The 13403-nt window shown below is 38.8% G+C and carries 12 protein-coding genes; all 12 read left to right on the plus strand.

Annotated features, from left to right (window positions below):
• Positions 1-9 precede the first annotated feature (9 nt).
• The 12 genes from phnM (at position 10) to ACIQ38_RS15905 (ending at position 13401) form a co-directional block, all read left to right on the plus strand.
• Positions 10-1191 carry a phosphonate metabolism protein PhnM gene (gene phnM / locus ACIQ38_RS15850; protein ID WP_402825027.1) on the plus strand — a complete coding sequence of 394 codons (1182 nt, stop codon included), beginning with the start codon at positions 10-12 and terminating at the stop codon, positions 1189-1191.
• A gap of 20 nt (positions 1192-1211) precedes the next feature.
• Positions 1212-1934 carry a phosphonate C-P lyase system protein PhnL gene (gene phnL, locus ACIQ38_RS15855; protein WP_402825030.1) on the plus strand — a complete coding sequence of 241 codons (723 nt, stop codon included), beginning with the start codon at positions 1212-1214 and terminating at the stop codon, positions 1932-1934.
• Entirely contained in the window at positions 1924-2739 is an 816-nt protein-coding gene (locus tag ACIQ38_RS15860) for a PHP domain-containing protein (protein ID WP_402825033.1), read from the plus strand. The genes phnL and ACIQ38_RS15860 overlap by 11 nt, the downstream gene beginning before the upstream one ends.
• Positions 2740-2873: 134 nt before the next feature.
• Positions 2874-3914, plus strand: coding sequence for a PhnD/SsuA/transferrin family substrate-binding protein (locus ACIQ38_RS15865; protein ID WP_402825036.1), 1041 nt, complete (start codon positions 2874-2876; stop codon positions 3912-3914).
• Positions 3915-3988: 74 nt separating this feature from the next.
• Positions 3989-4762 (plus strand): phosphonate ABC transporter ATP-binding protein, encoded by a 774-nt coding sequence (gene phnC / locus ACIQ38_RS15870; RefSeq protein ID WP_402825039.1) that lies wholly within the window; start codon positions 3989-3991, stop codon positions 4760-4762.
• Between the two features lie 13 nt (positions 4763-4775).
• Entirely contained in the window at positions 4776-5564 is a 789-nt protein-coding gene (phnE, locus tag ACIQ38_RS15875; protein WP_402825042.1) for a phosphonate ABC transporter, permease protein PhnE, read from the plus strand.
• Positions 5564-6415: an ABC transporter permease subunit gene (locus ACIQ38_RS15880; protein ID WP_402825045.1), complete on the plus strand. Its 852-nt coding sequence runs from the start codon at positions 5564-5566 to the stop codon at positions 6413-6415. The genes phnE and ACIQ38_RS15880 overlap by 1 nt, the downstream gene beginning before the upstream one ends.
• Positions 6416-7481: 1066 nt before the next feature.
• Entirely contained in the window at positions 7482-8708 is a 1227-nt protein-coding gene (locus ACIQ38_RS15885; RefSeq protein ID WP_402825048.1) for a M20 family metallopeptidase, read from the plus strand.
• A 62-nt stretch (positions 8709-8770) separates the two neighbouring features.
• Entirely contained in the window at positions 8771-9799 is a 1029-nt protein-coding gene (locus ACIQ38_RS15890) for an ABC transporter ATP-binding protein (RefSeq protein ID WP_402825051.1), read from the plus strand.
• Between the two features lies 1 nt (position 9800).
• Positions 9801-10835 (plus strand): ABC transporter ATP-binding protein, encoded by a 1035-nt coding sequence (locus tag ACIQ38_RS15895; RefSeq protein WP_402825054.1) that lies wholly within the window; start codon positions 9801-9803, stop codon positions 10833-10835.
• 34 nt (positions 10836-10869) lie between these two features.
• The gene (locus tag ACIQ38_RS15900) at positions 10870-11850 is read left to right on the plus strand and encodes a P1 family peptidase (protein WP_402825057.1); all 981 of its coding nucleotides are present in this window, start codon (positions 10870-10872) and stop codon (positions 11848-11850) included.
• 21 nt (positions 11851-11871) lie between these two features.
• Complete coding sequence (locus tag ACIQ38_RS15905) at positions 11872-13401, plus strand: ABC transporter substrate-binding protein (RefSeq protein WP_402825060.1); 1530 nt, start codon at positions 11872-11874, stop codon at positions 13399-13401.
• Positions 13402-13403: the final 2 nt, after the last annotated feature.

The following is a 13403-nucleotide window of genomic DNA, read 5'->3' on the forward strand; positions in this document are numbered from 1 at the left end:
ACGACCACTTTGCATATTATTCATAATGGAAAAGTTATAACAGAAGAAGGAATTATCGATGGAAAAGCTATCGTAGTTGTGGGAGAAGTCATTGAAGCGATTATCCCTCAGGATCAAGTATCAGATTTTCCGAATGCAGAGCTAATTGATGCAAGGGGCGGATATATTTCACCAGGTTTTATCGATATTCATTCCGATTATATTGAAACGGTAGCATCGCCAAGACCGACAAGCATGATGGACTTCAATATTAGTTTAAGGGAAGCGGAGAAAATATTGATCAGCCACGGAATTACAACGATGTTCCATTCTCTTTCTTTCTATAAAGAGGATGTATTTACCCATAAACCGATGCGAAATCCAAAAAATATTCAAAGAATGGTAGATGCGATTGATGCAACGCATAATGAATTGCATTTAATACGTCACCGATTACATGCTCGTTTTGAAATAGACAATATCGACGAAGTGGATAGTCTTGTTCAAAACATTGAAGATGGTAAAGTGCATTTACTATCCTTTATGGATCACACTCCAGGCCAAGGACAATACCGTAACTTAGAAGTGTACCGTGAAACATTAAAAGGGTATCGAAACATTTCGGATGATGATGTAAATGTACTCATTGCCGAACGACAAAGCACAGAGTTTTTAACGATTGAAAAGATTAAGGAAGTTGCCGATATCGCTTTATCTAAAGGAATTGCAGTTGCCTCTCATGACGATGATGACACAAAAAAATTAGAGCTAGTGCAATCGTTTGGAACGACGATTAGCGAGTTTCCAATCACACTTGAAGTTGCAAAAAAAGCAAAAGAAATCGGCTTGCACACAATTGCTGGTGCACCAAATGTGCTACTCGGTGGATCACATTCTGGCAACCTATCCGCAGCAGAAGCCATTGCGAATGATTGTGTCGATATACTTTGCAGTGATTACTATCCTGCAGCTCTACTTCACGCTATCTTTGATTTGCATGAAAAGCATGGCAATGATCTACACAAAATGTTCATGATGGTCACGCTAAATCCTGCAAAAGCAGTGAGGATGGACGGGGAACTAGGCTCGATAAAAGTTGGAAAAAAAGCTGATATTCTTGTTATTGAAAGAATGGAAGATGGATACCCGATGCTGACTGCAACAATGGTCAACGGTGTTTTAATCACAACAACCAATTACCGGATTAAATAATGAAATGAGGAGATAGCCATATGGCAATGCTAGAAATAGTGGATTTTGGCAAACGTTTCACCATTCATCATTTAGGAAAAACGATGCCCGCTATCCAAAATATTAATCTCTCGTTGGAGGCAGGAGAATTCATCGGAATTGTCGGTAAGAGTGGTAGTGGAAAGTCTACCATACTAAAGAGTATTTATCGGACGTATTTGCCAGACAAAGGGAAAATTATGTACGACTCCGCACGTTACGGGGAAATTGATTTGGCACAGATTTCCGAACGACAAATGTTGTATTTAAGGAAGTACGAAATTGGGTATGTGTCACAGTTTTTAAGTGTGATGCCAAGAACGACATGCCGGCAGCTTGTCACAAATGCATTATTAGAAATGGGAGAGTCGGAAGCAGCTGCACTAGAAGAAGCCGAAAAAGCATTAGCTCATTTTGAATTGGACCCAAAGCTATGGGATAGCTATCCAAATACATTTTCAGGTGGGGAAAAGTTACGACTAAACATCGCCATGGCAACTGTGAAGAAGCCTAGATTATTACTACTGGATGAACCGACTGCGAGTCTAGACCAACAATCCAAAATAAAAGTTCGAGAAATCATCGAGAAACTTAAAAAACAAGGAACCACTTTAGTTGGGATATTCCACGATATCGAATTTATGGACGGTTTATGTGACAAAGTATATGACATGCATACGAGACAACTAACATCTACGAAAGAAGTAGTAAGCCTTGAAAGCTGATCTGCATGTGCATAGTAGTTATTCAGATGGATCTGAAAGTGCAGAAACCGTGATGAAGCTTGCAAAAGAACGTGGTGTTACTCAAATTAGTTTTGTCGACCACGATACGGTTAAAGGATTATCTGAAGTGCGTATGCTCGGTGAAAAATACGAGATAGAAGTTATACCAGGTATTGAAGTCTCCGCTTATGATTTTAAAAGAAATCGTAAAGTACATGTACTCGGCTATAACTATGATAGTGCAGCAATGCATATTCGAACTCTATGCGATGGTTTGCTTAAACGACGACAAACGCATTCTCTTTGGCAAATCGAGCAAATTAAAGCAGTTGGATATGAACTGGACGTGAGTACAATTGCAGAAACCGCTAAGCCATCAGAGACAATTTACAAACAGCATATTATGCATCATTTGACAGAAGCTGAATATACATCGCCTGCATACAAACAATTGTATAAAAGCTTGTTTAAAGGTGACGGTGTAGCAGCAGGGGATATTGTGTATATCGATGCAATGGATGCAGTGAAAGCAATTGTTGCAGACGGGGGACTTGCTGTCATAGCACACCCTGGTCAGCTAGATTCATATGATTTGATTTCGGAACTTGTGCCTTATGGTTTAGGCGGGATCGAGCGAAATCATCCCGATCATACAATCAAAGATCATCAAAAGGTAGAGGCTTTAGCAAAGCAATTTGGTCTCGTAATGACAGGTGGTACGGATTTCCACGGTGCATATGGAGCAACCAACGAACTTGGTGTGATTACTAGCCCTTCAAATCTTCTAAAAGATATAAAAAGTTGATGTAAATAAGGTTAATACTTTATAAAGTTACTGTAAATTCCCACAATTGTAAAAAATAATATGGTTCAATATAAAGGAAAGATGAGTTATCAAAATTGTACTGCCATTTCATTTAGCGAAAAGGAGAATTAGTAATGAAGAAAAGTTGGTTTGGAATCAGCCTGTTTTTAGTAGTTGCTCTATTATTATCAGCGTGCTCAGAAGGAACAGCTGGAGCTAAAGATGCAAAAGTGGATGACGTGATTAAAATTGCTTGGTACCCAAATGAGTCTGGCACAGACATGAAATCATCTCGTGATGAAATCGGTCGAGTAATCGAAGAAGCAACAGGCAAAACAGTAGAACATCAATTAACAACAGATTATGCGATTGCCATTGAAACACTGATCAATAATAATGCAGATCTTGCTTTCATGGGAGCGCAAGGATATATAGAAGCAAAAAGCGGAAATGATTCTATTCAACCATTAGTAGTGCCAACTGGCGCATCAGGTACGTTAGACGATGCATTGTACCATAGCTGGTTAGCGGTGAATGTAGATGCACAAGACGACTTTAAAGTTAACGGAGAGTTTTCATTAGATACAATCGAACAAAAAAGTGTGTCATTTGTTTCCAATAGTTCAACATCTGGATTTGTCGTTCCAACTTCATCGATTATCGGATATTACGCAAAAAAATCGGGCTTTGAAGATTTAGTTGCGGAAGATCTAATGGAAGGCGGACCGCTTTTTTCCCAAGTATTATTCGGAAATTCCCACCAAGGTTCAGCAGTTAACCTATTAAGCAACAACTCAGAAGTTGCAGCTTTCTGTGACACTTGCGTAGAAAACTACGTAGAGGTTATAGAAGGAGAAGAAAATAAAGTAGGATCTGTTTATAAAGTAAAAGACGATGCAGCAGAACCTTTTAACACTGTAACTGGAAAAGAATTCATCTTAATGTCGGTTACACCAGTACTAAACGCACCATTTGCAGCTAATTTAGAAGCGTTAGGTCAAGAAGACTATGATATTTTACAAAAGTTATTCGCATCAGATGAAGTTGCAAACAACAAGAAAATCTTTGTTCCTAAAGATTCTGGTGAACCTGGTTTATTCTTCAAAACAGATAAGGAAAGATTCGCAGAAGTTGAAGATGCATGGTTCAATCCAATTCGTGAACTTTCTAACTAATTGAACGATATTTATCGATATAGAGCATGCATGTTTAACGTGCATGCTCTAATTTACAAAAGGAGGTTAAATGCATGACTTTAGTTGAAGTGAAAAACTTAGGTAAATCCTATAATGCACAAACGAGAGTATTAAAGGATGTCAGTTTTGAAGTAGAAGCTGGAGAATTTGTTTCGATTATCGGTTTATCTGGAGCGGGCAAATCGACGTTGCTTCGATGCATTAATCGAATGGTTGAAATCGATGAAGGAAATATTATTTTTGATGGGCTTGATGTGGGAAGTTTAAACAAAAGAGAATTACGTAAAATGCGTACAAATATCGGCATGATTTTCCAACATTATAACCTCGTGCCGCGGCTTTCTGTTATAGAAAATGTATTACATGGTCGTCTAGGGTACAAAACAACGCTACAAGGTGTATTTAATCGATTTACCGAGCTAGAAAAAGAGCATGCATTTTTCCTCTTAGAAAAGCTAGGAATTGCAGATCATGCTTATAAAAGATGTGATCAGTTAAGTGGAGGGCAACAACAACGTGTTGGTATTGCTCGTTCGCTAATTCAAGAACCAAAAGTTGTGCTTTGCGATGAACCAATTGCTTCTCTAGACCCGAATTCCTCTGAAATTATTATGGATTACTTAAAATCAATTACAAAAGAACTAAATATTGCATGCATCGTGAATCTCCATCAAGTAGAAATTGCATGTAGCTATTCCGATCGAATTATTGGTTTAAGTAAAGGAAACGTCGTATTTGACGGTCCAAGCTTTATGCTTACTGCAGCCCATACAGATGAAATTTATGGGACAAAAACGGTAGAGACTAGAAAGTTAGTCACTGTGTAAGGGGTAACTAGACGTGAATGAGAAAGCAATGCGAAGCCAACGAAAATGGCAAACAATTATTTGGATAGCAATAATTATTGTATTTACGTACTTGGCATCTGATATTACAGATTTTAACATCATTCATGGAATTGCTACATTACCTAGTGCGGTTACATGGATATTTTCTAATCTATATATAACGCCAGAAACACTTGAAAGATTACCGAAGATATTAGAAAAATTAGCCGAGACGATTCTAATGTCTATTGCAGCTACAACAACAGCGACAGTCTTTTCTCTATTTTTAGGGTTAATGGGTTCTAAAACGACCGGTACTAGTAGTGTACTAGGAGCATTTGCTCGATTTGTTGCTTCTGTTGCACGAAATATCCCAGTGGTCGCTTGGGCACTGATTCTTCTATTATCTTTTGGTCAAAATTCGATGACAGGATATTTGGCATTATTTGTAGGTTCATTAGGCTTTTTAACGAGGGCATTTATTGAAACAATCGATGAAGCTAGTCATAGTGCGGTAGAGGCACTCCGAGCTACAGGATCTACTTACTTTCAGATTGTCTTCAAAGCGGTTATTCCTCAATGTCTACCTCAAATGATCAGTTGGATTTTGTTTATGATTGAAACGAACATCCGGAGTGCGACTCTAGTCGGCATATTAACCGGAACGGGAATTGGATATTCCTTTGATTTGTATTACAAAACGCTTAACTATAATGCAGTAGCATTAGTTACTTTCATGATTGTCATCTCCGTAATTATACTAGAACTTATGTCAAACAGAATACGGAAGGTGATATTATAATGGAAGCCACTACAACCTATGTAAAACGTAGAACAAATGGTCAAATTTCGATTAAATCGGGCAATAAAGTAGAACAAGTGATGACAGGAACGATTGTTATTTTAACGTTTCTCACCATATTAGCTTTTTTCTTTTTCAATTATGCAGGACTGGATATATCGAAGGCTATTCCCGAAACAGTATATAATTTGAAAACAATGTTCTTGGAGCCAGCTTTAAGCCATTTCACTTGGGGTGAAGCAATTTATCAAGTAGGGATTACACTGGGTTTAGCTTTTCTAGCAACAATTCTAGGTGCCATTATTGCATTTTTTCTGGCGCTAATGGCCGCAACCAATCTATCCAATCCATGGGTGTCTAGAGCGGTACGGATTGTCGTAGCATTCATACGCGCGGTGCCGACCGTTTTATGGGTACTAATTTTTGCAATTGCAGCTGGACTCGGAAGTGAAGCGGCTGTGCTAGGCATGCTTTTCCACTCCATTGCTTATTTGGTTAAAGCATTCTCAGAGTCTTTTGAGGAAGTTGACAAAGGAATTTTAGAAGCACTAACGGCGACCGGTGCAAACTGGTGGCATATCGTCACACATGCGGTTTTACCATCTACTTTTACTTATATGTTATCTTGGACATTCCTAAGGTTCGAGATCAACTTCTCCGTAGCTGTCGCAATGGGAGCAGCAGCTGGAGCAGGAGGCATTGGATTTGAGCTGTTCATGGCATCTGGTTTCTATTTTGATATGCGTGAAGTTGGCTTAATCACCTATATGATTCTATTGCTTGCGGTTTTTTTGGAGATTATGTCGACTCGATTAAAAAATCGCTATTTCCCAGCAAAAGCTAGTAGATAATAAGTAAAAGGACTTTCCGGCGGACGGAAAGTCCTTTTTGAATTACTAAAGAAAATATAAGATGTAAGAAAACCCGAACAATATAAGCTATGGCATTTTGCATGTTGTACTTGAAAGGGATAATTCGTCGTAGTGAGTTCTATTAGGTGACCACTGTATATGAGTCGGGCGAGTGACGGGCCCCTACGTCGCGGACGCTCTTGTAGGGTCTCACACCGTCGTGAAAAATTCCAAAGAATGGCTAAGAGCAATCAAAAAGCTATTGAAAGCAACTAGTTTCAGTACGAAAGCAATTAAAATCAGCATGAGAGCAACTAAATTGCCAATGAAAGCAACTAATTTCTTACAATAGCTCTTTACTTGGATTGAGACGAGCATGATTTAGGCAGAGTCTAAGAATAATATGCCTAAAAGCCCACCCAACTCTCCTTGCCGGCATCCGCTCGACAAGTTTGTAGTGTTCAGCTTCCAGCTTGTCGCGTTCACAGCCGATATTGTCTCATTCAACCATTTATTGTTAATTTCGGACACTGATAAGTCAGTGTTTTATCATTGGATTTTCGCAGCAGGGAGTCGACTCCAGTAGAGGCCAACAGGATGTTGGTCACGAAGGCGTTGCCACACGATGTGGCGTTCCTAGCCTTTGCTCCTCTGCCTGAGTAGAATGAGCCTTCACAACGTACGCGCGTAGGCGCGGCGGTGAAGGCTCATCGCTCACCCTACGGAAAGCGTCCGCCCTGCTGCGAAAATCCCTGCGGACACTTTATACAACTCACCACAACGCATTATATCTATAATGCGTCACTTCATTCATAGTCCTCATTTGCTGTATCTATGCCGGTACAGACGCTTACCCTTTTGTTCATTAGTGAAATAACACTCGATCGACAAACTTCTTATCCATCTTCTATAAGACAATCTGTCTAGTCCAACCTATGAAGTATTTACATATTGTCTAGTTAATTGAAAATATCATCAAAATATAATAAAGATAGAATATTGTAAAGATTCGTTAAATATTTGTAGGCTCACAGTTTTCAATAGGCTTGGGAAAAGGGGAGATTTTTTGAACACAAAAGTAGAAAATATTACGTATTTACGCGATAAAGAGGCTGTAATTAATTTAACAAGAGAGCTAGTCCGCATTCCAAGCGTGTACCGTGAAAATACCTTAGATGGAAATGAAACGAAAGTAGCACTATACGTAGCTCAATATTTAAAAAATCTCGGAATAGAAACACATGTAGAGGAAGTTGTACCTGGAAGACCAAATGTTATTGGAATTATTGACTCTGGGAAACCTGGAAAAACACTACTTTTTGAAGGGCATACAGATGTAGTGACAGAAGGTAATAGAGATGCATGGGAATATGACCCGTTCGGAGCGGAAATTGTAGATGGACGTATGTATGGAAGAGGAACGAATGATACGAAAGGAAATTTAGCATGCATGATTACTGCTATGAACTCTCTTTTGTTAGATAAAGAAGAATTCAAGGGAAAAATCATTCTTTGTATTCCTTGTGACGAAGAAGGCATGATGCTAGGGATTAAACACTTCATAAAACAAGGTTGGGCAGATGGAGTAGATGGGGCAATTATATGTGAACCGGAAGAGAATAACGTTTGTATTGCACAACGTGGAGCAATGCGTATACTAGTAGATATATATGGAAAGATGGCCCATGGTGCTATATCTTGGAGTGGCATTAATCCCAACTGGCGCATGGCGAGACTAATAGTGGAACTAGAAAAGCTAGAGAAAGAAGAGCAGGCAAGATTAGGAGAAGATCCTTATTTAAAATGGCCATCGATTACTCCTACTATATTGCGGTCACCTGTAAAAGGCGACGCACAAATTAATGTTATCCCGGATCACTGCATGATGACACTTGATATTCGAACCGTACCGGATCAAGATCATGATGAACTATTAAATAAAATCAACAAAATTATCACTAGATTAAAAGAAGCGGATCCGGATTTTAAAGTAGATTTAACGATTTTAGACAATCGTCCTTCTACATTAACTGGGAAGGATGATCCAGTAGTTAAAGCGGTATACGATGCCGTTCATTCTATAACAGGCGAAGATCCGATTTATAATGGTGTCCCAGGAGCAACGGATGGTACCTTCCTCCATATGCACGGTATTCCAATTGTAACGATAGGTGCAGGAGATCGAGAAATTCCTCATCAGGTTAATGAATATGTCGATATTGAAGAATTGGCAGTTACTACTGCTATTTTCAGAGAGGCTGCTTTACGATTCTTGAATAATGAGGAAGAGTAGAGGTTATAGGAATTTAAGATAACGGTAAAGTTTAATATTTGAATGAAAAAAGAGGTGAACTCATGAATACCCCACAAATTGAATCAGCATCCAATACTCTTCTACAAGAAGACTTGTTACTAGAGGTTAAAGGTTTAAAAACCTATTTTAAACTTGGTAAAGGAAAAATTGCTAAGGCGGTAGATAATGTAAGTTTTTCTATTAACAAAGGGGAAACTGTCGCATTAGTAGGGGAATCCGGAAGTGGGAAGAGTATAACATCATTGTCTATCATGAGACTTATCCCCAAGCCACCTGGTGAGATTGTGGATGGCTCTATTCGTTTAGAGGGAAAAGAATTACTAACCCTTTCGGAACGTGAGATGACCGAAGTTCGCGGAAACGAGATAGGAATGATCTTCCAAGAACCAATGACATCATTGGACCCAGTTTTTACTATTGGCAATCAAATAGTGGAATCTCTTATGAAACATCAAAAGATGAAAAAAAGTGAAGCATATGAGAGAGCAATTGAATTATTAAAAGTAGTCGGCTTTTCAAGAGCAGAAGTCATTGTTAATGAGTATCCCCACCAGTTGTCTGGGGGCATGAGACAAAGAGTGATGATAGCTATTGCAATGTCGAACAATCCCAAGCTTCTCATAGCAGATGAGCCAACGACAGCATTGGATGTAACGGTACAAGCCCAAATCCTAAATTTAATGGTAGATATGAAAGAACAATTTGGGTCGTCCATATTACTCATCACGCATGATATGGGAGTAGTTGCGGAAGTTGCGGATAGAGTGCTTGTCATGTATGGAGGACAAATCGTGGAAGAGGCTCCTGTCAAAGACCTTTTTCTGAAAACGAAACATCCATACACGAAAGCGTTGTTAAAAACTATTCCAAGTATTGACGTGGAATTAGAGCGATTGGATTCGATACCAGGTATGGTTCCACCTGCTCACTTGTTTCCAACAGGATGTAGGTTTGCAGATAGATGTGCACATGTAATGGCAAAATGTCGTGAAGAGAATCCTGAACTCGTCGAGAATTCTCCAAATCATAAAGTGAGATGTCATCTTTATGAACAAGTAGGAGGTGTTTAGAATGAATGAGAATGAGAAGCTTCTTACAATAAACAATCTAAAAAAGTATTTTCCTATTAAAGGTACACCTTTTAAGAAAAAAGCGGGACAAGTAAAAGCAGTTGATGATGTAAGTTTTCATATTTTCAAAGGAGAAACACTAGGAATTGTAGGGGAATCTGGATCAGGCAAATCCACTTTGGGAAGAACAATTCTTCGATTAACAGAACCTACCGATGGGGAAATAATTTTTGAAGGTACAAATCTTGAAAAACTTTCAATGAGTAAACTATTTGACTATCGGAAGCATATGCAAATGATTTTTCAGGATCCATTTGCCTCTCTAAATCCTAGAATGCGTGTCGGGCAACTAGTAGGAGAGCCTTTAGTCGTCCAAAAAGTATTAACAAAGGCGGAACGTACTGAAAAAGTGATCGACTTAATGGGGAAAGTTGGTTTACCGAAAGAAGCGATAACAAAATTTCCTCATGAGTTTTCAGGAGGACAACGACAGCGGATAGGAATTGCGAGGGCTTTATCGATGAACCCGAGCTTTATTATTGCGGACGAGCCCGTTTCTGCTTTAGACGTTTCGGTTCAATCGCAAGTTCTGAATTTGATGATGGATCTTCAAGATGAGTTCAACTTAACTTATCTTTTTATTTCCCATGATTTGAGTGTAGTAAAACATATTAGTGACCGTGTAGGTGTGATGTATCTCGGGCGTCTTGTTGAAATTGGGCCTAAAAAAGCTATTTATAGCAACCCATTACATCCTTACACACAGGCACTATTATCAGCCATTCCTGTTGCAAATTTTGATAGTAAAAAAGAAAAGATACAGTTAAAAGGAGAACCGCCTAATCCTTCGAATCCACCTGAAGGTTGCGCATTTCATACAAGATGTCCATTTGCATTCGACCGTTGTAAATTGGAACGCCCAAGTCTTGCTGAACAAGAGGATGGTCAATATGTGGCATGTCATTTGTATGAAGGAAATGCAAATGTAAATATCGAGTCAAGTAATGATGAAAAAGTGCTTGTTCTGCAAAATTAATTAAGTTTTCATGTCTATAGTAGGGGGGAAATAAATGATTCATGGCAATATAACGGATGTTCCCGGAGTAAAAGTTGGCAATTTAGAAAACAGAGAGGCACTGACAGGGTGTACAATTATTGTTGTAGAAGAAGGGGCTGTATGTGGCGTAGATGTCCGTGGATCAGCCCCAGGAACAAGGGAAACAGATTTACTTGATCCAATCAATAAAATAGAGAAAGTTCATGCAATCTCATTGTCTGGAGGTAGTGCGTTTGGTTTAGATGCTGCATCAGGTGTTATGCAATACTTGGAAGAGCAAGAAATAGGGTTGGACGTAGGGGTAGCAAAAGTACCAATTGTACCAAGTGCGGTATTATTCGACTTACCTATTGGAAAATCGAACGTTCGACCGGATAGACAAATGGGATATGAAGCGACTAAAAAAGCAAGTGCAGGGCCATTTCCTTTTGGGAATATAGGAGCCGGGTGCGGAGCGACAGTTGGTAAAATAACTGGTATTGAAAATTGCATGAAAGGCGGCTTAGGTAGTGCATCGTTAACTTTTGAAAATGGTCTTGTAATCGGTGCAATAGTTGCAGTGAATGCGGTAGGTGACGTAAGAGATCCACTAACAAGGGAAATACTTGCTGGACCGATTGACCCTACAACCGAAGAGTTAATCGATAGCATCGCATATTTACAACAAAATGCATCTACCAGTCATGTATTACCAGGGACGAATACGACGATTGGTGCAGTAGCGATGAATGCAAAGCTAACAAAAGCGGAAGCAAAAAAGATTGCTCAAATAACCCAAAATGCATTAGCTAGAACTATTTTCCCGGTGCATACGACTATGGATGGCGATACCATCTTCACACTTGCAACTGGGGAAGAGGTATACCCGGTTGATTTCCTGGGAAATATAGCGGCGCAAGTAATGGAAGAAGCAATTATTGCTGCTATAAAAGCTGCTGAGGCTGTGGAAGGTGTACCGAGCTACAACAGCATAAAACACAAAATTATATCGTAACGATAAAGAGGGGGATGCAAGATGAAGAAAAATAAAAATTGGTTCATGCTGATCGCAATAATGTTTTGTGTTTTGCTAATAGGCGCATGTTCTGGCGAAGAAGGTAGCGAATCGAATGGGGAAAAAGCGCAAGCAATTAAAGTAAGAGTGAATGATGATCCAGATTTCCTTGATCCACATTTAGCAACTGCGTCGATTTCTTATCAAATGATTTTAAATATGTTTGAAGGTTTATTTGCCCCTGAAACGGACGGTTCTTTAACTCCAGCCTTAGCTGAAAGTTATGAGCTATCTGAGGATGGTTTAACTTATACGTTCAATATTAGAGATAATGTGAAATTCCATGACGGCAATGCACTTACCGTAGAAGATATCACCTACACTTTTAATCGATTAATGGGAACTGATAATGGAGAACCTCTTTCTTCTAATTTCAACAATGTTGCATCAATAGAAGCGCCAGATGCAGATACGTTTGTGATCAAACTGAAAGAACCGAATTCGAACTTCCTATACTCACTAACTGCATTGCAGTCAGCCATTATCCCTGCAAGCAATGACGGTAAGCAAAATGATAATCCTATTGGAACAGGACCATTTAAATTCGTAAAATACACGCCAGGTGCTAATTTAGAACTAGCTAAAAACGAAGAATATTGGGACGAGAAACTACCGTATTTAGATAAAGTAACATTCGTATTTCAATCAGATGATCAATCAGCACTAATGGCATTGAAGGCAAAAGAAGTAGATTTAACGGGAGTACCAGCAAACCGATTAGCAGAAGTAGAAAATGACTTCACAATTAGTAAACAAAATAACAACTCATCACTAATCGTTACCTTTAACCACGAAAAAGAACCCTTTAATGATGTAAAAGTACGTCAGGCTATTAACTATGCAATCAATAAAAATGACATTATAGACGCTGTTTTTTCAGGATATGCTACACCAATCGGTTCTAATATGAGTCCAGCAATGGGTGATTACTATAAGGATGGGTTGCAAGATGTCTATGCTAGAAATATTGAAAAAGCAAAAGAACTACTTGCAGAAGCAGGCTATCCAGATGGCTTTAGCACGAAAATAACTGTATCATCCCACAATGATATGTATTCCAATATCGCGCAAGTTGTAGTAGAAAACTTGAGAGAGATTGGCATTAATGTAGAAATTGAAGTGGTCGAATGGGGTATTTGGTTAGAAAGAGTTTACTTCGGTAGAGATTATGAAATGACAACAATAGATTTAACTGGAAGACCATCTGCATATGAAATTTTAAATGATTATATTTCTACGAACGATAGCGAAAACTTCTTTAGATTCAAAAATGCTGAATTCGATCAATTAATGGCAAATGTATTAAAAGAATCAGACCTAGATAAACGAATTGAAATGTATCAACGTGCACAAGAAATATTAACGGAAGAGTCCGCATCTGTCTATATTGCAGACTACCAAGTGCTTTGGGCATCTGCTAAAGGAATTGAAGGACTAAAAAGTTACCCATTCTGGTTCCATGACATGTCTGAGGTAAGATTTACTGAATAGAA

This window comes from Psychrobacillus sp. NPDC096389 (assembly GCF_044762855.1).
In the GTDB taxonomy this organism is placed as follows: domain Bacteria; phylum Bacillota; class Bacilli; order Bacillales_A; family Planococcaceae; genus Psychrobacillus.